We start from the raw sequence: 23,927 nt of genomic DNA, 5'->3' as shown, positions 1-23,927 counted from the left end.
AATAATTTTTTTATATTCCAAGGGAATAAGAGATTGTCAAACAGATTTTACATAGTTCAGTAGTTTTTCTGCTACTTTACTTTGCCTTACTATCACTCTCAACTAATCGATTTTTCATCACCCCATCCAAATACCCCGTAAACTCCGATTCCCCCGAGTAGGATAGACAGAGGTATTCTTTGGCTCTTGTCATTCCGATGTAAAGGAGGGAGACTTCCCTTTCTTTATCGTCTTCGAGGGGAAAGGGCATGGAGTCGACGTTGACGATGAAGACGGCTTGGTAGTCTAGACCTTTGCTGCTGTCGATCGTGCTGATTTTGACGCGGTTGTCTTCTTTTTCGTAGTTCCGCTTCGTTTCGTCATTTTCTGTGATCCAATAGAACGGGATTTGGTATTCGGTTAACGCTCGTTTGATTATGTCAATAATGGAAAGCTTTTGTGTTCGTTTCACGCGATACAGAATGAGAACCTCATGCAATGGGATATTTTTTTCTGTGCAGAGCTTCTTGATTTGTCTGGCTACCATTCTTATTTCTTCTTGAAAGCTCTTCGCTCGTATGATGCCTGGTTCTGGTCCTCTCCGCTTTGTACTTTGAGGGGCAATTATGTCTCCTTCAAGATCTCTGTTGACTACTTTGTTTTTGAACAAGGAATGTTTTTGGTAAAAGTCCCATGCGAATTTAACAATCTGTGAAGTATTTCGATAGTTAATCGATAATACCTTTGACCGCCCTTGAAAGCTCATCCCCGTATCCTGCACATACGAGCGCTTTCGTTTGTAAATCGTTTGAGCTCGGTCCTCCACCAGCAAGAGTGATTGGGTAGTCTCATTAATGACTAGACTGATAAGCCGCAGCCACTCAGCAGCAAAATCCTGCCCTTCATCTATCAGTATCGCGTCATACGTTGGGAGGATGGCCTCCTTCTTTTCTAGCTTTGTGATGAAATCAGGGATTTGTCGTTCATGAATTTTTAAGTCATTTTTTAGCCACGAATGAAAATTGCGGACGACGACATTCTGTTTGCCGCTCTCTTTCTGACTCGACTCATTTGAAAAATCATAGTCGAAGAGATCCTCTGGTTCATTCAACATATGTGTAACCATTTGCTGTATGCCATTGGCAAGTGAAATATTATAGCAAAGAATCAAGATTTTCCAGTTCGGATTTTCCTTTGATAGCATCTTTGCACGACTGGCTAAGATCAGCGTTTTCCCGCTTCCAGCCACTCCGCGAATCAGACGGTTTTTATCTCCAATTTGCTTAGCGAGATTTTCCTGATGGAGGTCCATTGTTCGAATATCATGAAGAGAAAGGAGCAGCTGATCCTGATAAGGGACAGGCGGCTTAAACTCTGCACTAATTCGGACCTCTGGGAATAAATGATAACGAATGGAGCTAATATCCTCATAGGATAAAGGTTCTTGAAGTCGAAACGGCACAACAAACATATTAAGGATTTTCTCTACTAATATTTCTTCCGAGAACCCCTCTTGGTCTGGATCAATTTCATCTCTCGTTAAGCACTGATTCGGGTCAATGACCGAATACAACCCTTCTTCGATAAAATGCTTGGTATGTAATCGCGTAAATACCGCTCCATGTCCATACGGAAATTTCAGCTGAAATTTATACTTGCCATCTAAATTTACTAGATTACGATCCTTCTTTAACACATTCACAATATGAAACATATTGTCCCTTGCTTGCTTCATCGGACTTTTTACGATCGCTTGCTCACCATTTTTCGCGACAATATGCCACTCATCATGGTTAATTTGAAGTAACGTGCTCTTCGTGTAATCCTTCACTTCCAATATAACCAAACCTAAGTCCGGTCCAATAATCACAAAATCAGGCCGTTTCCCTAGTATTTCCGGCTCATAATATACGATATAATCATCTGGTAGATACGTTTTTAACGTTCGAAACAGAAGTCTCTCTCCTGTTGTGGCAGAAGACCGAATCGCTTCTGGGATTGTAATTGCCATGAAAACCGCTCCACCTTTTACTATTTTTCCCTATTATACTACAAATTTTTCCTCTAGTTAAATCGTCGGATGTTTTTTAACCGATTATAGGGCTTTTCGTATATCAATTTTCACTATTTGTATACAATATATGCCATATCTATTGTTTTTTCCCACTAGATAATTTATTAATAGAGTATAGGAAGTAAGTTACTAGAAAAGGAAGTGTGTTTCGTTGATCAAAAAGCTACTTGGGATGCTTGGCAAGTCAGAGCCCGCACCAGTTCAAGTATCTGAGAAACCACCAGGGTTTCACGACCAAGAAAAGGAAGAGCTTCTAAAGAGGCTGAAGCATTTAGAGGAAAAGCAAGAGGTACTCATGAACCAACAAAAAGGCAGCCCACAAAGTGAAGACGATTATTCATTATCTGAAAAACAAATAAACTTTGCATTAAGCCTGCTTGAGAAAATGAAACATGAATATGAGCTCGCTGTCGAGCCGTCCGCTCTAACCGTCAAAGACCTAAATCGATTAGTGGCTTATCAAAAATACAACAATAAAGGGGCCATCGTAAACCTACAGAAAAAAGGAATTGTCAAACGGAAAGGCACAGCTTAAAAGGACCCCATTCTAAACGGTTAAACGAGTTCTCTATTAAAATACAAACAGGCAGTGATAAGCAACTTTACCATTATCACTGCCTGTTTAGTCTACGTCCAAATGAACCATATTACACAAATAGCGATGGATAAGAACAGCAAAATAGCTATGTTTATTGGGTGAGTGCTGTCCTCTCTCCGTTTTGAAGCCATTAAATAGAATAGGGTAATTCATAATTTATATTCATTCTCCTATACCCCTACTCCTAAATTGACCCCAATACACCACTTCTAAAAAAAGCCACAAGCAGCAACGAAAATGCAATTCCTAAAGTAATATCGTGCAATAGCTTTATCATTATACATACTTCTTCCTACACACAATTACTTTATTTAACAGGAATACAGGCTCATTCAAACCATCTTTTTCTGAATCCATTATGGCTTGAATCTTATGTTTGCCAAAAGAAGCCAGTCAATAATCTTCCCATTCTGTATATTATCGTGCTTCCTATGTTAAGCTTATAGAAAGGAGGATTCAGATGAAACCCATTGCCAAACAAGTCTATATTGAAGTAGAACGTGGAATTTCCGGGAACCAACAGTATTACATCGACCAAGAGCATGAGCTCATTTTATACCAAGACCGATTGGAATCCTCCAATGATACCTTCTATTTACAGGACGTATTCGACCTTTCCTATCGCTCACTTTCCCAACAAATCGGCTTCTTTTACATCCACTCCAATCGTGGCGTATATTCCTTTCAAGTCAAAAAGAACCCAGCGAGATTTATTGAATCCTTTAAGGATGTGAAGAGATAGGAGTTATAGAAATTGTAGGTTCCATAATCGCTTTTCTTTTCTTATGTTAATATTTATCAGGAAAGGAGCAATTCCCCTCTCACGCTAATGCTTTTTATGTATTCACGCCTCTCAAGGGGACAAGGTACATGCCCCCCCTGATTTTCAATAGTTCTTTGATGAAAGGTAATGTTCGATCGTCTTCCGATAAGTTGTCCAATCCTTATACCGTTTCTGGAGCTTCTGCTCTAGAATCGAATCAATTTGATTTTCCTCCTTATAAATCCCCTCTTCACGCATATTTTCCATTCTATTGATATATTGCATCACCGATATATCCTTTAATTTCTTTTCCCCTGTTTTTAATACATGTTTCTGCTGTAGGTAATCTTTAAATTCCAAGCGGCTTCCTCCTTTTTCTTAAAAATTGACTACATAAGGGAGTTCATGCGTGCGAAAAGACATCCAATCATCTATTTATACACTGAATTCCTCAAACCCACCAACAAATCACAATAATTTTCCCATATAATACTCATCAAATGTTCTTCCATTTATAACAAGTGAATTTCTCTTCGTTCCTTCAATCTCAAATCCACTTTTCTTATAAAGGGCAACACCCGCTTGGTTTTCGGTTACGACGGTCAGCTCTAGTCTGGTAACATCGTGCATTTGAGCCCATTTTGTCACATGGGCAAATAATTGTGTACCTATCCTGTTTCCTCTATATGCTGGTAGAATACCAATCACAAGATAAGCTGAATGCTTGGTTCTCTTAGCACTTCCGCCAATCGCGATTAAATATCCAACTAATTCTTCCTCTATTTCAGCCACAAAAATCGTTGAATTGTTTTGTTGCATTATCCGTTCAACTTGTAGTTGCTGTTGATCTGAAGTGGTGTTTCTTTCTCCTGCTTCCATAAGCATAAAATCGGAGCTCTTCTCCACTTCCTTAATAAGGTGCCTAAAGTTCTCAGCATCATCAATCCTGATCTCTCGTATCAACAAACCCATTTCCCCCTCTTTCAAACCTCTCTTAAGCTGGCTGGTGAATAATTAAGCCAGTGAAAGACTTCTTCATAATAATATCTATTATAGTATAATAGCCTTTGAGTAAGATTATTAATAAGATCCTTTTTCAATATTCCTCACCATATCAATTAGGGATCATAGAAAAAGAAAAGTCTCAAACCAGAGCCACCTTCTCTTCGGACACGAATCATAGAATTTGTTCACTTGCTGTCCGAAGTTACACCCTTTTCGGACAAGAATCATAGATTTAGCTCACTCCCTGTCCGAAGTTGCACCCTCTTTGGACACGAATCCTAGAATTTGAGCCATTTCTGTCCGAAGTTGCACCCTCTTCGGACAAGAATCATAGAATTTGCTCACTCCCTGTCCGAAGTTGCACCCTTTTCGGACAAGAATCATAGATTTTGCTCACTCCCTGTCCGAAGTTACGGCCTTTTCGGACAAGAATCATAGATTTAGCTCACTCCCTGTCCGAAGTTACCCCCTCTTCGGACAAGAATCATAGAATTTGCTCACTCCCTGTCCGAAGTTACACCCTCTTTGGACACAAATCCTAGAATTTGAGCCATTTCTGTCCGAAGTTGCACCCTTTTCGGACAAGAATCATAGATTTAGCTCACTCCCTGTCCGAAGTTACGGCCTTTTCGGACAAGAATCATAGAATTTGCTCACTCCCTGTCCGAAGTTGCACCCTTTTCGGACAAGAATCATAGAATTTGTGCACTCCCTGTCCGAGGTTCCCCCCTCTTCGGACACGACTCATAGAATTTGTCCACTTGCTGTCCTAAGTTCCCCCCTCTTCGGAAACGTTTCATAGAATTTGGGCGCTTCCTGTCCGAAGCACACTCCAGTTCGGAATGAAATCAACAATCACAGCACTTCCTGTCCAAACACAATCCCTCATACAACAAAAAAGCACCAGACCCCCTAGCAAGGCAATTCGCCTCCTTGCTAGTGGTCTGGCACCTATTTAAAATAAGCTCATTTGCTCGTTTTCTCCTAATCGTTCCATTGATTTTGGTTCGTGGTCTTGGAAATAGGCGCGGTATAACCATTTTTCTTTCGAAATGATTTTTTTGTTTGATTCCTTTGATGGCCGTAGGCGGCAGCTGTAGATGATGGGGAAGTAGTCTTGTAGAAACTTCCCTTCCGCATGGGCTGTCAAGGCAATCATTTGGAAGCCTAGTTGTTCAGCAATAAAGAAAACGGGGCTTAAAATATGCTCACTTGATGCCTTTCCGAATGGGTTATCGAGAATAACCGCCCGGTGACGCTTCATATCTGTTTGAATGTGTTGCTTCTTTTCAGCGACATAATTGAGAATTCCAAGGAATAGCGTCATATTTTTGCTCCATTTTTCGCCGCCGGACCAGACATTGCTTTGTTCCCATGTGTAGGAGCGAGTTGTCACTTTATTGTCATTTGTGACTTTCCTGCAGCTGACCTTCATCACTTCATTGCTCATCACAATTTGCATAAGCTGCTTTGACTGCAGCCACATCTCTACTTCCTTACGCACTTTCCCAGCATCTTCCTCGCCTTTTTCATTTAAAAAGCGGCTGGACTCTAGCTGGCTTAAAATCCATTCAATATGGTCTCGAATTCTCGTTTTCCCCTCTTCATCCTGCCATTCAGGAATCGTAATCGAGAAGATTTGCTTCCAATCGTCCTCAACCTTCACTCTCGTTTTCTTTGGGATTTGCTTTAGCTCTTCGACGACATTCCGCAAATGCTGATGGATTTGATGAATGTACGTTTGAAGTTCATTTTCCTGTTGATAAATATGCTCGTTTGCATATTGAGTAGCTCGTTCAACGGTTGTCATCATATTTTGCTTAAAGCCAACGATATCCTCATACGTTTGCTTATAATCGATGCCACTTATCGCCATCTTTTTCATCTTTACATCAGAAATATGCTCATCACAAAATTCCCTGAATCGTCGTTTGGCACGCTCGACTTTTTGAGATTCACCTAACACATAATCCAAACGATTTTTCAGTGCATTCGTTACGTTTTGAACAAAAGACTTACGACTGTAAGTGAACTCACGCTCGTCATCGACACTAATATCCTCTGCCTGCACATCCGGTGCATTGAAATGATGCCCTTCAACAAATCGTTCGAGCTCTCGTTCCGCTTCCTCAATCGAATAAAGTTCATGTTGAACCCGGTTGAGCTCTTGCCCCAGATATCGTTCCCGCTCCTGTAAGCTCTGCTCCTCCGACCGAAGCATGTCTTCAATTTGTGAGAGGGGCTCGCTAAAGGAGATCGGTTCGTCATCCGGATACATTTCCCGAAATTTCCCATGCATGTTGTCTAGGACGCCTTGCTGCTTGTCCACAGTTGATTTCATACGGGCAACGACTTGCTGGAGATTACTGACAACCGTGTCTAGCTCCTTCATTTTTTTCCAGGTTAATTGAAGCATGTTCTCTCCATCTGCCGGAAAGACGAGCTGTTCGTCAATGTTTTCATATTCTTGGTAAAGCTGCACCTGATCCTGCCCAATTCGTTCGAGCAGGTCTTTTTCCGATTGGCGTTTTGCTTCCCATTCCCCTCTTGTTGTTGAGATCTCGCGGATTTTATACTCCCATTCGCGGATCCGGTTAATGAGTACCTTCTTCCCTTGGCTTGTATAAAGGGGCGTTAACCCTTGCAGCTCCTTGTACTCTTCATCTGCTTTGATATATCTGATGCGTTGAGTCAATTCCGTTTGTCTAGCCTCGAGCTCCCCTTTTTCTTCTTGAAAACGATCAATTTGCCTCTCCAGCTGGGATATTGTTTTCAAGTAATTATCAATCGTGGTTTGTAAAGAATTTAATTTTTCCTTCTGATTCGCCAGTTCTTTTTGGTAATGGATATATTGCTGCGCCTTTTCTAGCTTGTTATTTAGCCCTTGCATTTCGCTTGATAAATTCCGAACCTTCGATTGAATCGTTGCCATTTTCTCTCGATGGTCGATCACGAATTGCTTCTCCTTATCTAAGCTTCTTTTTACCACTTCCAGCTCATTAGCAACCCGGTAAGCATCTTCACGTAATTGTTTTTCCACTTCGGCTGGATAGTCTGCAAGAAACTGCTGCAATACCTTCCACACATCTTCTCGGAACTTGATTTGATTTTCTTTCTCTTCTCGCATTTTCTTGACTTCTGCTGCTCGTGCCGCAATCGAATGCTTCCATTCCTCAAAAATCGCTGAATCTAGATTACCCTGCCAATGGATCGGACTAATCCAAGCAGTATTTGAGTCCCTATTTATTGAAGAAGCTTCATCAAGTGTTACAATTGAAATTGGAAAATGTAAGCTTTTTCGAATCGCTTCGATTTTTTCCAAAAGCCAGTTTTTCGACTTTGCGGTTGTAATCAAGGTGAGCGGCCATAGATAACTGCCTTCCTTTAGCTTCCGTTCCTCTTCTGGCAACGACTGCAAAAACTCCACACCCGTTGTGATAAAATCAACCTGGTTCTGCCATGCCTTCATGTGCTCTTTGATATACGGATCGGCAAAAAATACATCCTGATTGTGATAATCATCAACAAATCGATAAGCTAGCCGTTCTTGATTCAACAAGTCATCTCGTTCCACCTTCGCGCGGCTTATGTCTTCTTGAAGACGTGCTTCAATCGTCGGCAGTTTCACATACACCGATTCAATTGCCGCCCATTGCGGCCGTAGCTCAACAAGTCGATTCAATACATGCTCTTGTGATTCCTGTAAGTGCTTTTGTGTATATAAAATATGATCTCGTTTCTTAGTGACTTCTTGAAGCTCCTGCCTAAGTGTGTCGCTTCTCGTTTCATTTTCCTCAATCAATCGGAAGGACTGCTTCTCCTCCTGTCCAAGCTCAATAATCTCTTCATCTATTTGCTGAGCTCTTTCCGCCCATTTGCCTTGCTCTGTTACAACATCCTCTTGAGCGGGATTCGCGAGCAGCTGTTGCTCAAGCCGTCTTAAGTCTGTCTCACGCGTCACAATCGTTGACCTAATGCCTGCTAGCTCTTCTGAAGCTTCCGTTTTCTGCTTCTTGATGGAACTCAATTCCTCTTGAAAATGAACTAACTGCTCGACAATCGGCTGCAGCTCAAATGTGATGCCTTGCTGTTCTTTTTGAAGATTTTCGATTTCTTCCAAAAAATAGCCAAGCAGTTCACGTTTCGCTTCAGTTAGGTTGTCCTCGTAATCCAGCAGCTCTTCGGACTGGTCGAAATCTGCTAGCTCCTTTTCGATCAAATGAAGCATTTCCTGATGTTCTTTCTGCTCCTGTTTCAGCTTCGCTAGTCGTAAGGAATAATAGCTTTTTTGAAAAGTAGCGAATTCCTGCTGATGCTCTTCTAGGCTCGAGAGCTGTTCACGATAGTCGCTATGCAATTGGCGATAGGTTTCTTCTTCCTTTGCCATCTCGAAGGACGCTTTCTTTACTTGATACGTCCTTTTCCTTTGATTGAGTGCCTCTTTTTGCTTCCGTACCTCCTCTTCCTCTACCTTGATGACTCTTTTTTGCTCAGCAATCATCCGCCCAGTGCCCTTGGCTCTTTCCTTTGCCTTCACATACTGTTTTTCTACAAGATGCAGCTGTTCATACGTTTTCACATATGCATCTAATTCCAGTTGAATTCGCTTGTTCTCTTCAATGCTCTCTTTTAACTTTTTATATAGGAAAAAGCCATCGCGCTGCTTTTCAAAAATATCAGCAAATAAATTTGGATTATGCCCCATAATCGATGATTCGACTGTTGGAATTAATAGCTTATCAAAAAGGGAGCTCGTCGTTTTACAATCATCGAAAAACGATTCGACCCCACCTTCAGAGCTATTAATTTTGACGATGCTCTCCCATTCACTTGCGATGATGTGATATTGCTCTTCGATAAAGGCTCTGTATTCCTTGATCGTGTCAAATGTGCGTGCATGAATCGAGCGATCTCGCATGGCTGCATAATAATCTTGAATCTCCCCTTTATCCGCAGGCCGCTTCTTCCTTCCGGAATCCTTCACAAACGGAATTTCCTCCAATTGATACGAGTCATTTCCTGTGTATTCGTACACATAACGAAGTGAATCGAGGCCATTCTTCGTTAAAAAGAGAGAAACAGATGTGGTCACATATCTTCTCGGGTTATCATTCAGAATCCATTCAATTGCAATATGGGCAGGGGCTTGATCCAATAGCAACGTATCCTTGATTTTCCGTTCAGCTAATGTGGTATGAGGCAGGATCGCTTGCAGGGCTGTTTGGATAAAAACGGTCTTTCCTCCCCCGTTTTCAAGCAAAATCGCGCCATTGTTGCCATCAAATAAAAAGAGCTCATCATTGTATCGTTTATTTCCTTCTTCATACACAATGTTCGTCAATCGTATTTTACTAATAGACGGCACTTACCTGTCACTCCCTTCAAAGTGATAGAGAAATTCAAAGATCCCTTTGTTCCATTCCACTTCCATAAAAAAGCGCTGGACAATCGTTTTTGCTTTTTCCGTTAAGGCGATTTCATCATTGCCAATTTCTTTAATAACGTCTTGATCGAGGAGGAATCGTTTGGCCGTATCAATAAAGCTGAGGCGGCTGATGGTATTCCCGCTTTGCTTTTTCGCCGTTTCTTTAATATCATCCATATCTTCCCACTTCTCGATAATCAGTCTCCAATTATACGAAAATTCCTTTTCCGATTTCCTTAGCTCCGCTTCCTCATGGGACTGTAAAAAAGAAATCCGTTCCTGGATGGAATGCACCCATTCTTCTAGTCGCAAAAACTGCCGAGTCGGTTCATGACTTTGATAGCTATCGTAGAAGCAACCAAATAAAATCATTGTTGAAAAATAAAGCAAATAAATATCCCCATTCGTCGATCCTGCTTTTAAATAATGACGCTTTATCCAATCATTGCTTACATGAAAAGGAGAAAGCTTTGTTTTCGGAACGAGAATGAGCTGTTCACTTGTCTTAATAATGACGCAATCCACTTCTTTCGCAAACACCTCTAAGAGATTCCGTACATCATCATCCGCTTTGTAAAGCTGAACTGCCTCTAATTGAGCGACCCCATCACGTGCAAGAGCTGTATATAGTTGAAATGCCTTAATTACTTTGTCTTCTTGATAATTCATCGTTTATTTTCCTCCAGGACCATATCCATATTCTGAATCGAGTATCGGGGAGATGGGCTTACGATTCCCGTTCCTTCTGTGATGACTAGCTGCCTGTCCTCTAAAAGCTGAATTGCTTCCCCAAGCATTGTCTTGCCTTCTTCTTCCTCCAATTCTCCAGCTGAGACAGGGGATCGCTGATGCAAAATCAGCCAAAAGTCATAGAAATAACGCTGATCTACGATTGAGTTCTGGCTGTTTATCCTGAGATACTCGATGAAATCTGATAACCGATTCCCTTTCTTTTCCTCATATGCAGCTAAAAATAACTCCATTAGCTCTTTGTATTTCTGGATTAGCCATTTCCGATAAGGATGATCGTCATCACTTGAATCCATCTCTTCAAAGCCTGCCTCTTCTTTCACTTCTCGTTCCTCTGTTATATTTTGTTCGGACAATACAGTTAATGGCGACCATAGGGGAGTTTCTTCAACCGTTAGAAAGGGATGTAACACACCCTTCATCGCATCAACAGGCAAAGGAGAGGATAGAATCGTAGAGACAATATCTTGATCAAAATTAAAGGACTGAATCCCCGCATAATAGAGAGATTCTTGAGCTGTTACGAGTGTCGTATTGCGAAGGGCGGACGTTCGATCTAATAACCTGGAATGTTCATAATGAACCATTTCTAGCTCATTATTAATTTTCACGATCAATTCATATGACTTTTTCTCTTTTTGGTGCAGATCCTTGGAAAACAGCCTTTCCCGCACTTCTTTTACAAAGGAACGAAGCTCTTTAAACTCCTCGTCTTCTCGGCCTAGTCGTCCATATATATCCTCCAGCAGCTCTTTATACCGTTCAAATGTTTCCTCAGAGACAATACTTCGCTGAATCTCATGCTTGAGCTTGTCCAATCGGTCTTCTAAACTCTCCACATCAATGCGCATTTCATTGATTTGCCTCAATGCCCCTTGAAATCTTCCTTTTTCAATTTGCTTACGGAGCATCAATTGGTTGATTGATAGCTGAAATTCACTATAAAACTCCTTCGTAGCGAACAAAAGCTCCAAGCCATCTTCATCCAATGTATAAAACTGGGTATTTGATTTCACATCAAAATTATTAGCCTTCAAGATGGAATATTCGATATGATCCTCTCTCTTAAACTCCCAATCATAATAGCTATAGCTCCGTTTCCTTCCCGTTGTTGGTCGATACGTTTGAATAATCGTTCGAGCGAGCTTTTCGTACTCCGTTTCTTCTATTATATATTCGGTGCTTGTCATCTTTTTTAAAAAGGAAATGAGCTGTTTCACTCCTGTTCGATCATTTCGCATCAGCTTTTGCTCAAAGAAAAACAGCAACGTTAATAGGCCAAGTCCTTTCATATCAATTGCGGTTCCGTTTTGGTCCACCTCACGCTTCCGATCAAGCTCGAGGATGGGCTCGAATAAGGCAAGTCGCCTCATTCTCTCCCGGTATCCACTTGTCAGCTCTGTTAGATCCAATTGTTCCAATCCTCGTTCCTCCAAACTGATTGTAACTCTTTCGCTTTTAAAACTTCCTGAGGATAATACTCTCCTTGCAGAAACAACCTTGTAATCGCCTTTTTTTCCTCTTCAGTAAAATACTTTAGAAAATGCTCCAGTGCTTCGGTATTTGCTTTTTGGTATTCCTTCCCTTTTGCAGGAGCATACGAAAGACACGCTCGGTAAAAAGGCAAAGCTGGCATTACTCGTCTTCTTTCGTTTAAGGAGTTCCATATCGTAATGCCAGACTTATCCAAATCACCGAAATAAAAGAAGCGATGCTGAGCGCTGACAGGATATTGGGCCTCAAACTGCTCCATGCTTTTAACAATCTTATTCCCTTGCCCATAGATCAGCGTGGAAAAAGGAGAGTCAATCAACGCTGGCAGCAAACCTTGATAAGTTGCCTTATTTTCAACAATTAAGTGACATTGATGTGTGCGGTCGATCTGCTTTGGGTTAATAGCAAGCATCAATGGATCTGAAATCGGCATAATCTGAAGGGCTTCAAACAAGCCTGCCCGGTCCAATACTTCCTTCCCCTTTCCATTCTCAATCCACTTTTCATCCCCAACGACCTCAAAGCTCCGTTCAGCTGCCGACACTTTCTCTGTAGGCAGAGAAGACCGACGAAGATAGGCATCAATTTTTCGCAAATAGGGCAAATCCCCTTTCCACACAGAAGGATCTTGGCGAAAATACGAATCAATCCGAATGTCTGGATGAAGCTGCAAACGATACTGCTGTAACTCCCGATGAAAATCAGCCATCAAGCTCTTCTTATCAATTCGGTACTGATAAGCTAAAGAAGGCGTTCGCCCCGTTCTTCCCTTCGACTTCACCATCGTCAATACCTGCTCCTGCTCAAGCTCAACAATCAGCTCAGCAAAAGCCTCATACGAATCCACCCTGCCCGCAACAAGCCCTTCAAGCTCAGGCAACGCAATAGAACTCTTCTTATACTCACGTAAATATTTATGTAAAAGCTCCCTCATATACAGACACTCCTAGATTATTGGAAAAATACTACCTTCATTGTATAGGAAGAACGGTCAACATGGGAATGGAAAAAATGACAAATTGAAGGGACATGGGGAAGGGACATGGGGCCGGGTTCCTTGTCCCATTCCTTTCCTGACAAACCCCAAGCGGATTTCCATCCCGATCAAGAAAGGTGATGAATCCGTTGCTGCCTTCTCCTCCCATTTCGTTTACTTTCACGTTTTGTCCCTTTAGAACCTGATAGACTTTAGTCAAATCTTCTAGAATAAAATCTTAGCATTCCCCGACCCCAAACGAATTTTTTGGAACGTACATCGGTTGATGATTGAGTTTTTTCACAAATCATAACTGCTGCATCATTCTTCAAAATGATAAGACTAATTCCTTAGAACTCTCTCATACCTGTCTACAGATACAGCAGAGTCCTTTACAGGGATAGATATCTCCAAAGTCGTATGGATTTCTCATTTCGTTTCTCCTCTCAAGTACTCTCTTGTTTGACCCACCAAGATGAAACCTCTGCCAAACCCTTTCCTCCAATTACTTGCATAACTGGGACAGTGTACCTGACCCTTTGTCCCGCTTTGTCCCGCCTTGTCCCAAAGCATAAAAAAATGCCTTATCCACTAGGGAGAAGGCAAACTTTTTTACGCAACATTTTGTTTGATTTGAATCGATTGTTTTGGTTTGGTTTCTGGCAAAATAGCAGTAAATACTAGATATAAAGATGAAGCTGCGAGGAAAAAAATCATTGATGGGACGTATCCTGCTGACCCAAGTATCGCACTCCAAGCAATGGTAATGATTGTCTGGGTTGCATAAGCGATTGCCCAGAACAAACCGAATATAATCGTTAACTTATGAGGCGACATTCCTTTCATCTCATGCGGAAGATTCATGAATATCGGATATTGAATGAACATTGCAAATCCTGAAACAAAGGCGAAGAAATAAGATGCGATTGGTAATATATTTCCAAGTGCAATGGTTAATCCAAAAGAGCCGATCATCACTACTCCTGTGAACAGTAGGATTTTTTTCCTTGGGGTGCCTTTCGCTCCAATTTTCACTCCGGCAAGAGTTCCTAAAATACCTGCTCCTGACACAAGCAGATTGATTAGAGAACCACTTAATTCGGTATATTGTTCAAATACAGGTTTCAAGCTAACAAGGGACAAGATGTACAATGTAAGGAATCCGCTAAATGCAAGACCGTATTTCCAAACGAAGGAGTCCCGAATGGCATCCTTGTATCCATAATCCACTACTTCTCCAGTGCTTGTAGACTGAGTATCAAAGTTCTCTGCCATGAACAACCAAGCGATGAAAATAATCAAAGTAATACCAGCAAAGATGGTCATTGTTAGTTTCCAGTCCTGTGTAAGCTGTGCTGCAAAAAAAGTAAACAGTAATGAGACAATGAATGCTCCCACATTATAAGAAACTGTATTCAATGCTGTAATGCGAAGTTTTAATTGACTGTTTGTAATATAACGGCCGACAACTGGGTTCATATAGACGATAACCATTGATCCTCCCAATCCCATGACCATACGTGCTAAAGTGTACCCCCAATAATTTGGAAGATAGATTGCTACTAGTGCCATCATCAGGAATCCTATCGCTAAGCTTGCCGCCTTCTTTGGTCCAAGCCTCATAAGAAGGACTGCAGCAAGGATGTTGGCAAAGACACGTGCTGTTGTGATGGAGTAATTCACCACCTGAGAAATGAGTGGGTCAACAGGACCACCAAAAAATGTATTGGTTATTTGCGGCGTCAAGGAAGATCCAGCTACCCAGTTCATTGCAAACGTTACATACGCAAACCATAGTACAGCAATCATTAAAAACCCTTTTCGATTGTTGAGTTGGTTCATATCAATACCTTCTTTCACATGTTGGGGGGAGGTCTATTCCCCCCGTCCTATTTGTTGTTTTTTTATTTATCTATTACACTTCAAAGCCTAGGCATATTGGAGAGTAAAGGCTTCTGTTTTTTTTTCATTTTCAAAGTTAAGACCCATAGGCTCGTCCATAAAAATCCGTTCATCCATTGTTTTCAGTTCTTCTGCAATGATAGGTGTGAAATCCATTTGATCCAGGATGTCTTTTCCAATATCGATTCCTGGAGCAATTTCAGTCAATGTTAATCCTTCAGGACGAAGTTCAAACACGGCACGTTCTGTAATATAGAGGACTTTCTTTGCATTTTCACGTGCTACATTTCCACTGAAAGTGATTTGTTCCACACTCTTGATGAATTTCTTTGCTTTTCCCTCTTGAAGAATCTGAAGTTGACCGTTCTGTGCATTGACCTTCAGACCTCCTGCAGTGAAGGTACCGCAAAAAGCTAGCTCTCCTGCATTCTGAGTAATATTGATGAAGCCACCACAGCCAGCTATTTTTGGACCGAATTTGGAAACATTAATGTTCCCTTGCTCATCACATTGTGCGAGTCCAAGAAAAGCCGCATCGATCCCACCACCGTCATAAAAATCAAACATATATGGTTGATCAATGATTGCTTGAGGAGCAACCGTGCATCCAAAGTCAAGCCCGCCAGCAGGTGTGCCTCCAACTGCACCCGGTTCAATCGTCGGAATGAACCCTTCTTCCTGCCCTTCCTCTCGAAGTACCTCTGCGATTACTTCCGGCACTCCAATGCCATAATTCAGGACTTTCTTATCTGAACTCAGTAGCATTGCCGCACGGCGGGCAATCACTTTGCGCTCATTCAACGGATAAACTTTAGATTCCTTTTTCACAACGATGTCACTACGGACGAATGCTTCATTATATTGTGTACCAAACGTCTGCATATGATTTTCAATATTCTCGACAACCACAACATAATCTACTAGAATACCAGGAATCTTCACTAATTTAGGGTCGATCGTGCCATTCTTGACCATTCTCTCAACCTGTACGATGACAAGACCACCATTATTCTTTGCATTCATGGCAATGGACAATACTTCAAGAGTCAGTGGCTCTTTTCCAAAGGAGATATTCCCGAGCTCATCCGCTTCCGTTCCTTTTAAGATGGCTATATTGATTTTTTGTGTCTTATATGCAAGATATTGACTCCCGTCTAATGAAATCTTTTCAACAATATTTTCTGTTGTTACATCATTCAGCTTGCCTCCATCCACATCAGGATCGACGAACGTGCCTAAGCCAACATGTGTAATCGTTCTTGGTTTACCAGCTGCACTGTCTCGCATCATCTGTGAGATCACACCTTGAGGCAGGTTGTATGCTTCAATTTTATTAGCCGCAACAAGTGGCTGAAGTTTTGGCGCTAGTCCCCAATGGCCTCCAATTACTTTTTTTACTAGACCCTCATGTGCATAATGGTTCAACCCTTTTTCTTTCCCGTCACCGATTCCCGCTGCATACAGGAGCGTCAAATTTTCTGGTTTTCCTGTTTCAGTAAAACGCTTCTCTACTTCCAGGTGAATCTCTTCGGCAACACCTGTCCCAATGAATCCACCTATTCCTAATGTGGCTCCATCAGAGATTAACTCGGCTGCTTCTTTTGCAGATATTTGCTTAGATATACCCATAACTGCTTTCCCCTTTCAACATCATTGTTTTAATAACAAGCTGTATAGCTATTCAATTGATTAAGGCAGTAGCACTCGAAGCTCCTCAAGGTCTACCTCTGCTTCATAGTCGACTCCAGCGATTTCAAAACCATTTAATTGCAAGAACTCTTTTGTAAAAATATTCACTGCTGTCAGATCTCGGAAGTTCTCTGGTGTTACCTGATCGACAATTTCCTTTACTTTCGCCTGGATATCCTCACGCAGTTCCCAAGAATCTGGACGCAGATAGCCTTTTTCATCATATTCTCGTTTGCTTCCATACAACATATCCATAAAGAAACGATGCTTGTGCATGATCGGTGTTTCGTGTACACCATTTTCAATCATGACCTTATATAGGGCACTTGCGTACACGGGAAGAATTGGAATAACTGCACTTGCTTTTGTAGTTACAGCCTTGCTCACGCAGATCACAGATTCTCCGCCAAGCTTCTCTTTTAGGACTTTATCCATTCGATTGGATGTTTCAGCAGCGTGTTCTTTTGCACGTCCTAGTGTACCTCCACTGTAGAATGGCCTTGTGATTTCTGGCCCAAGGTAGGAATACAGAACGGTCTTAAACCCTTCCGCAAGGACGCCAGCTTCCATAAGCTCATTTACCCAAAGCTCCCAATCTTCTCCACCCATTACTTTTACTGTGTCTGCAATCTCCTGCTCCGTAGCCGGTTCAACAACCTGTTCAAAAATTTCTTGTTTTTCTAGGTTGATACTGTAGTCTTTTACTTCATCTCCAATCGATTTAATACAAGATGAGTAGACATCACCTGTCTTAGGATCAATACGTTTTGGGGATGCCAGGCTGTACACCAAAATATCAATCTTTCCTCCAAATTCATTCTTGATATATTGAATAACCTCGTCTTTCATTTTTTTCGAGAAGGCATCACCGATGAAGTTCTTTGCTGTCAGTTCTGCTTTTTCTGCTTCCTGTCTAAAGAAGATATTATTCCACCATCCAGCAGTACCAGTTTGCTCTGGAGAAGTGATTCCGCGCTCAAATGAAACACCTATTGTATCTGCATCTGCACCGAACGCGAGTGAGATTCGTGAAGCAAGTCCATAGCTGGAAGATGCTCCAAGAATCAATGCCTTTTTCGGACCTTCAAACTTGCCGTTCTCTTTTACATAAGCAATCTGCTCTTTTATAGCTGCCTCACATCCATATGGGTGTGCAGCGCGAGCGATATTCCCTTTCAATACTGGTCGAATAGCTACTTTAGGAAGTGTTTGTTCTGTTGTTGTCATGTTTCGATCCTCCATCATTTTTTGTTTTATCAAACTATGTTCCTTACTACTTCTGAAAGGTTCTTACCTTACTTAGGTGGGATAACCTTTGCCTTTCCTTCGATTACTACTTCATCATGCTGGTTCATACAGCGAGTTGTGATTTCACAAATCACAAACTTCCCTTTATCAACTAACTCCACTACCTCTGCTTCCGCCGTAATGGTGTCGCCAATCAAGACTGGCTTCTTGAAGGATAGCTCTTGGCTTAGATAGATTGTCCCAGGACCTGGAAGCTTCATTCCAAGTACCGCTGATATCATTCCAGCTCCTAGCATTCCATGTGCAATTCGTGTATTAAATGGTGTTTCTTTTGCGTATTCTTCATTTATATGAGCTGGATTGAAATCCCCTGTGATGCCAGCGAACATGTATACATCACTTTCGGAAATTGTTTTCGACATATGTGCTTTATCGCCAACAACTAATTCAGATGCTTTCTTCCCAGTATGCTCTTGTAATTTTGTCATGATCATCACCTTTTCTTTCTGTTAAAGTTTGTTCATACTTTCACAATCTTTATGAAAAAAATTTGTTCATTCATTCACATGTTATCCGCTGAAATTGGCAAGTCCATTGCCCTACAAGCGTAATATAGATCATAATTCATTCATTCAGAGTCTATGGCTATTCTTACAAGTCCACAGCTATCAAGAGAATGACCAGGAAAACTATCAGACTGCTGTAAGTTTGAGAGATAGATTACAGTTGCCGTATTTTGCAGATTAATCGCTGTTTTTGATAGTTTTTTAGTTTCCCTAAAATCTTTAATTACGCCTTTTTGAGGTCAACGGCTCGCTATTCAATTTCATTTGTATCATTTAATTATTTAGACGGACTTTACAATAATCGCTGTCCCCATTCCTCCACCGATGCAGAGAGATGCCAGACCATAGTCAGCTTTCTTTTTCTTCATTTCATGCAGTAGAGTAGTGGTAATTCTCGCTCCTGAAGCTCCAAGCGGATGACCTAGAGCAATGGCCCCACCGTTTACGTTCGTACGTTCGTTCATCCAGCTGTCTGTTACTTCAAAATGTTCTTTCAGCTCATGAATGACACCAAGTGATTGTCCAGCGAAAGCTTCATTCAACTCAATTAGTTCTAAGTCTGTAAAATCCAACTTCACTTTACCCATGACATCTTTGATTGCAGGCACTGGTCCTAGGCCCATTACAGATGGGTCCACTCCGCCTTGCCCAATCCCAATGATTTCTGCCATTGGTGAAAGTCCATACTTCTTCATTGCTTCTTCAGATACCACCAAGAGAACAGCTGCACCATCATTGATGCCTGAAGCATTTCCAGCCGTCACCGTGCCATCTTTCTTGAAGGCTGGCTTAAGAGTGGCCATTTTCTCCAAGGATGTACCCCTGTTCGGATGTTCATCTGTATCGACAATCACCGTTCCCTTACGTGTTTTAACTTCAATTGGGACAATCTCATCTTTGAAACGTCCTGAATCGACTGCAGAAATGGCTTTTTGTTGCGATTTCCAAGAGAATTCATCCTGCATTTCACGGGTGATTTCGTATCGTTCAACAATGTTTTCAGTCGTGATTCCCATATGATAGTGATGGAAAGCATCTGTTAAAGCATCACCAACAATGGTATCTGTTAGTTTCATATCACCCAATTTGTTGCCGTTTCTACCTTGAAGGCCGTTCATCACAAATGGAGCTTGTGACATCATTTCAACGCCACCTGTTAAAACCACTTCTGCCGATCCTGCCTTAATCGTGTTGTACGCTGTCATAATTGATTTCATTCCGCTGCCACAGATCATGTTGATTGAATAGGCTGGAACCTCTTTCGGAACGTCTGCAAAAACAGCTGCCTGTCTGGCTACACCTTGTCCATGTCCAGCTGTAAGAACATGCCCGACCACTACTTCGTCCACATTCGCCGGATTCATATTGGTATCAGCAAGAACACTCTTCATAACCTGTCCAAGTAATTCACCTGCAGGGACAGCCGATAGTCCACCTAGCATCCTGCCAATCGGGCTCCGCTTTGCTGAGACGATGAATACTTTACTCATTCCTTCCACACTCCTTTCCTTACATCAAAACCTTACATTTATTATAGTCTTAAGCCGCCATTTACAGATAAGACATGACCGTTTACATAACTTGATTCATCGCTAGCAAGGAAAAGAATAGCGTTTGCAATTTCTTGTGGATCGCCTAGTCTGCCAAGCGGCGTTTTCTGTCTAATTGGGTCAAGCACCTTATCTGGAACAGTTGCCATCATTTCAGTCATGACATATCCGGGAGCAATTGCATTCGTACGGACAGCAGCACCTTTGCGAGTGAACTCTTTCGCCCATGTATAGGTCATGCCGATGACTCCCGCTTTTGTTGCGGCATAGTTTGTCTGACCAATATTTCCGTATTCACCCACAACAGATGATATATTAACAATCGAACCTTGTCCTTGTTCCATCATGATTGGAGCAATCGCCTGAGTAAGGTTGAAAACTCCCTTAAGGTTGACATCAATTACAACATCCCACATGCTTTCATCCATTTTCTGAAGTAAAGCATCTTTGGTGATTCCTGCATTATTGATCAGTACGTCTACTTTTCCATACTTATTTTTTACTTGTTCAACGAATGAAGCAATCTTCTCTCTGTCAGTTACATTAAGTTCAATATGGGTGATATTTTCTCCTGAGTAATCTCCAGAAAACATATCAAGTGCGAAAACCATTTTCGCTCCTTCTCTAGCAAATGTTTCACATACCGTGCGTCCAATACCACGTGCACCGCCTGTTACGATAGCAATTTTTCCTTCCATGCGATTCATCTAAATTGCCTCCCTTTCAGAACCTCTATTTTGTTGTTTTCTTCTTGCAAATTTAGAATACTGCTAAATCATTCAGAAGAGAAATACATGAAAGTTATGTTATCCATAACTAAATATGATGGGTTTCACAAACTATAATAATTTAACGTGATTTTGCTGCTACGACAGGTCAAGGTTGTTTTTATTAGTTTGATAGTAGAAACGTTTTCGACAAAATTTGATTGTGTTTGACACATGATCGTCAAAGTCTTTAACGTGTTTTAGAACGATCTTTGGATGTTTTCTTGAACAAATTCTAAGAATCTTCTAAGAGCAAAGGATTGATATTTCCCCTTTTTTAGGATAATGGCAATCTCCCACTTGACCGAATGATGTCTAATTGGTAGTTGAACAATCTTCTGGCTGTTAAACCTCTCTAAAATTGGCCGAGGAAGGATTGATATTCCTTGGTTCATGGCAACTAATTCTGCAAGAAAATCCCATTGGCTACTTTTGAAGGTTATTTTTGGTTCAAATCCTGCCTCCCTACATGCAGAAAGGATATGATGATGAAGCATAAAATTCTCATTAAGCAATACAAAATTTTCATCTTCAAGGTCTTCGTAACTAACAAACTCTCTTTTAGCGAGCGGATGGCTCGTATGTACAATCAATTTGTTCTCATCTGTAACAATCGGGTAAATTTCAAACTTCGTCGAGCACACAGGTAGAATGACTACGGCTGCATCAATTGACCCTTCATCGACCCTGTCTGCGACCGACCTGGCCCCTTCCTCAACAATCGTCAGAGTCACCCCAGAATACAATTCACGAAAGCCAGCGATCAGTGAAGGAAAATAGGAAGTCCCAATGACCGGCGGGACGCCAACCCGAACATGCCCTCTTTTCAGTTGCTCAGTATCCCGAATTACCTCCGTTAATGCTTCATACTCTGAGAGGAGTTTCTGAGACTGATGAAAGAGCTCTTGGCCTGCATCAGTTAGTTGAATCGTTTTTTCCGAACGGTCAATCAACAAAACCCCCAGCTCGTTTTCAAGGTTCTTGATAACCTTGCTTAAGCCTGGCTGAGAAATGTGAAGAATCTTTGAAGCTCCAGTCAAACTCCCCTCTCTTGCTACTTCCATGAAATAGGTCAACTGTCGAATATCCATACTTGTTGCCTCCTAAAATTTATTTTCATATAACAGAGGTCCCGTATAAGACCACTGAAAAAATAAGACGTTTTTCCGAAAAACGGATTAAAAACAATAACTAATAAAGGTAAAACGTACCTTATAAAGAGAGATTTTGTTGCTGAACTCTTCGATAAATATACTCCTTATACTGTAAAAGTAGCTTGAAGGTAATGCTTATTAGACCGTACCCTTTGGCACGACCTAACAATGTAAACTCTTCATCTCAACACACATTCATGCCTAGCAAGCATTTTTTAAAACATCTTTTCGTATACTATCCTAGAAAACCAATCGAGTTATCAGCGTCAATTTTATTATCATTAATCTTGTAAACTATTTCACCTACAGGTATGGAGGGCATACCACTTCCACATCAATTTTGGCGACAATCGGTTTTCTGGTATTTACACGATTTCCGAAGACTTCTTATAAATTTACTCCAATTTTGTTAACTCTAATCAATTATTACACTTGCTCCATAGGCGGCGGTCTTTCCAAAAGGCTATGACAAAATGATAGGACAGACATGGTTCCGGCTTGCTTACTTGCTTATCCCTCCTACTGACAAACCAAAAACAGCTTGCCCGCTTAATCAAAAAAGCTGAGAAAGCAAGAAGTACATTCCCCTCAAGCCGTTGACTTTCACTCTTTGCCCTTGAACGACACAGAGTACCTGACCCCTTGTCCCACTTATGTAAAAGCTCCCTCATAAATAGACACTCCTAGATTATTGGAAAAATACTACCTTCATTGTATAGGAAGAACAGACAACATGTGCGGCGAAAAAATGACAAATTTGGCGGGTGGGGGACACGGGGTCGGGTTCCTTGTCCCGGGGGACACGGGGTCGGGTTCCTTGTCCCAGGTTGAAAGAGAAGGCCTCTCCTCATCGGACTCTTTTCATAGAATACGAGTGTTCTTTGTCCGAAGTTTGCCCCATTTCGGACAGATATCACCGAAAATAGGAGTTCTCTGTCCGAAGTATGCCTCTCTTCGGACACGTTTCTTTGAATTTGTGTACTTTCTGTCCGAAGTTACACCCTCTTCGGACACGTTTCTTTGATTTTTGGCGCTTCCTGTCCGAAGTTACACCCTCTTCGGACACGTTTCTTTGATTTTGCGCGCTTTCTGTCCGAAGTTCCCCCCTCTTCCGACACGTTTCATTAATTTTACGCACTTTCTGTCCGAAGTTACACCCTCTTCGAACAAGATTCATAGAATAAGTGGGGTTTCTATCCGAAGTGGCGCGAGGAAACACGGGACCAGATTACTCGCCCCCACTTTTCAAAAAAAGGTTTAACAATTAATAATCGTGGAATAAGTGTGATATGAAAGCGATATTAATTAGGAGGTGATCATAATGGCTGCTAGTGAACGTTTCAAAACTGGACAAACTTCCACAGCTAATGCCTATTATGAGTGGGACGGGTATACAGATGGAACACAAACACCAGCACCAACTGCAGAGGAACATAAGATCAGATTAGATTCTGGTGAAGTCTTCCCGCCCGTCAACTCATGTGACAAAGGAGCCTATTGGCGTTTGACTTCCTATGCTTAATGATTAGACGGACAAGGGCCCCGGTCCCTTGTCTCACCCCATTTTTGACAAACTCCAAGCGGATTGCCATCTGGATCATAAAAGGTGAAGAAGCGGGTCCTGCCTTCTCCTCCAATAGCTCCTACTTTCACATTTTTCTCTTTTAGAACTTGATAGACTACATCCAAATTAGTCGGAATAAAATTAAAGTATTTTCCAACCCCAAACGAATTTTTTGGAAAGCTCATCGGTTGATGATTCGGTGTTTTCACCAAGCAAACAACGGTTTCCCAAGGGGATGAAAATTCCATAACCGCTGCTTCTTCCTCCATATAGACAAGACTAAACCCTAGAACTCTCTCATACCACTCTGCAGATACAGCAGGGTTCTTTACAGGGATAAATACCCCCTCCACCCCTTTTAACAATGAATTCTTCAATACCATTCTCCCTCTCGTTCTATCTGGTTTCCTAAACACCCTGCCC

The 23,927-nt window shown here is 41.5% G+C and carries 18 protein-coding genes; 3 read left to right on the top strand and 15 right to left on the bottom strand.

What is annotated here, in order from left to right; genetic code table 11:
* Positions 1–76 precede the first annotated feature (76 nt).
* Positions 77–1,990: a 3'-5' exonuclease gene (locus LS684_RS09395; RefSeq protein ID WP_233811330.1), complete on the bottom strand. Its 1,914-nt coding sequence runs from the start codon at positions 1,988–1,990 to the stop codon at positions 77–79.
* A gap of 214 nt (positions 1,991–2,204) precedes the next feature.
* Here LS684_RS09395 and LS684_RS09390 point away from each other — a divergent pair, with 214 nt between their 5' ends.
* Positions 2,205–2,588 carry an ABC transporter ATP-binding protein gene (locus LS684_RS09390; protein WP_233811329.1) on the top strand — a complete coding sequence of 128 codons (384 nt, stop codon included), beginning with the start codon at positions 2,205–2,207 and terminating at the stop codon, positions 2,586–2,588.
* Positions 2,589–3,111: 523 nt separating this feature from the next.
* Positions 3,112–3,393 carry a hypothetical protein gene (locus tag LS684_RS09385; RefSeq protein WP_233811328.1) on the top strand — a complete coding sequence of 94 codons (282 nt, stop codon included), beginning with the start codon at positions 3,112–3,114 and terminating at the stop codon, positions 3,391–3,393.
* 144 nt (positions 3,394–3,537) lie between these two features.
* On the opposite strand, the gene LS684_RS09380 is transcribed toward LS684_RS09385, so the two are convergent.
* The 13 genes from LS684_RS09380 to LS684_RS09320 all read right to left on the bottom strand — a co-directional run bounded on the left by LS684_RS09380 (position 3,538) and on the right by LS684_RS09320 (position 21,877).
* Positions 3,538–3,774 (bottom strand): hypothetical protein, encoded by a 237-nt coding sequence (locus LS684_RS09380; protein WP_233811327.1) that lies wholly within the window; start codon positions 3,772–3,774, stop codon positions 3,538–3,540.
* Positions 3,775–3,882: 108 nt separating this feature from the next.
* The gene (locus LS684_RS09375; protein ID WP_233811326.1) at positions 3,883–4,380 is read right to left on the bottom strand and encodes a GNAT family N-acetyltransferase; all 498 of its coding nucleotides are present in this window, start codon (positions 4,378–4,380) and stop codon (positions 3,883–3,885) included.
* 994 nt (positions 4,381–5,374) lie between these two features.
* Positions 5,375–9,784 (bottom strand): coiled-coil domain-containing protein, encoded by a 4,410-nt coding sequence (locus LS684_RS09370; protein WP_233811325.1) that lies wholly within the window; start codon positions 9,782–9,784, stop codon positions 5,375–5,377.
* Complete coding sequence (locus LS684_RS09365; RefSeq protein ID WP_233811324.1) at positions 9,785–10,513, bottom strand: DUF6063 family protein; 729 nt, start codon at positions 10,511–10,513, stop codon at positions 9,785–9,787. It abuts the gene before it with no gap.
* A complete protein-coding gene (locus tag LS684_RS09360; RefSeq protein ID WP_233811323.1) occupies positions 10,510–12,015 on the bottom strand; it encodes a replicative DNA helicase in 1,506 nt (501 codons plus the stop codon). The genes LS684_RS09365 and LS684_RS09360 overlap by 4 nt, the downstream gene beginning before the upstream one ends.
* A complete protein-coding gene (locus LS684_RS09355; RefSeq protein WP_233811322.1) occupies positions 11,997–13,022 on the bottom strand; it encodes a Wadjet anti-phage system protein JetD domain-containing protein in 1,026 nt (341 codons plus the stop codon). The genes LS684_RS09360 and LS684_RS09355 overlap by 19 nt, the downstream gene beginning before the upstream one ends.
* A 654-nt stretch (positions 13,023–13,676) precedes the next feature.
* On the bottom strand, positions 13,677–14,906 hold the full coding sequence (locus tag LS684_RS09350; protein WP_233811321.1) for an MFS transporter: 1,230 nt from the start codon (positions 14,904–14,906) through the stop codon (positions 13,677–13,679).
* A gap of 87 nt (positions 14,907–14,993) precedes the next feature.
* Positions 14,994–16,589, bottom strand: a complete 1,596-nt coding sequence (locus LS684_RS09345; RefSeq protein ID WP_233811592.1) for an acyl CoA:acetate/3-ketoacid CoA transferase — start codon at positions 16,587–16,589, stop codon at positions 14,994–14,996.
* Positions 16,590–16,655: 66 nt separating this feature from the next.
* Positions 16,656–17,882, bottom strand: coding sequence for an enoyl-ACP reductase FabV (fabV, locus tag LS684_RS09340; RefSeq protein WP_233811320.1), 1,227 nt, complete (start codon positions 17,880–17,882; stop codon positions 16,656–16,658).
* Positions 17,883–17,950: 68 nt separating this feature from the next.
* The gene (locus LS684_RS09335) at positions 17,951–18,391 is read right to left on the bottom strand and encodes a MaoC family dehydratase (RefSeq protein WP_233811319.1); all 441 of its coding nucleotides are present in this window, start codon (positions 18,389–18,391) and stop codon (positions 17,951–17,953) included.
* Positions 18,392–18,750: 359 nt separating this feature from the next.
* Positions 18,751–19,959: an acetyl-CoA C-acetyltransferase gene (locus LS684_RS09330; protein WP_233811318.1), complete on the bottom strand. Its 1,209-nt coding sequence runs from the start codon at positions 19,957–19,959 to the stop codon at positions 18,751–18,753.
* Positions 19,960–20,000: 41 nt separating this feature from the next.
* Positions 20,001–20,726: a 3-oxoacyl-ACP reductase FabG gene (gene fabG, locus LS684_RS09325; RefSeq protein ID WP_233811317.1), complete on the bottom strand. Its 726-nt coding sequence runs from the start codon at positions 20,724–20,726 to the stop codon at positions 20,001–20,003.
* Between the two features lie 260 nt (positions 20,727–20,986).
* Positions 20,987–21,877 carry a LysR family transcriptional regulator gene (locus LS684_RS09320; protein ID WP_233811316.1) on the bottom strand — a complete coding sequence of 297 codons (891 nt, stop codon included), beginning with the start codon at positions 21,875–21,877 and terminating at the stop codon, positions 20,987–20,989.
* A 1,384-nt stretch (positions 21,878–23,261) separates the two neighbouring features.
* Here LS684_RS09320 and LS684_RS09315 point away from each other — a divergent pair.
* A complete protein-coding gene (locus LS684_RS09315; RefSeq protein WP_233811315.1) occupies positions 23,262–23,462 on the top strand; it encodes a YjzC family protein in 201 nt (66 codons plus the stop codon).
* Here the strand turns inward: LS684_RS09315 and LS684_RS09310 are convergent.
* Positions 23,459–23,881 (bottom strand): VOC family protein, encoded by a 423-nt coding sequence (locus LS684_RS09310; protein WP_233811314.1) that lies wholly within the window; start codon positions 23,879–23,881, stop codon positions 23,459–23,461. The two genes, LS684_RS09315 and LS684_RS09310, sit on opposite strands and share 4 nt — an antisense overlap.
* Positions 23,882–23,927: the final 46 nt, after the last annotated feature.

It is taken from the genome of Cytobacillus spongiae (assembly GCF_021390075.1).
This window is presented reverse-complemented; position numbering and strand designations above follow the sequence as displayed.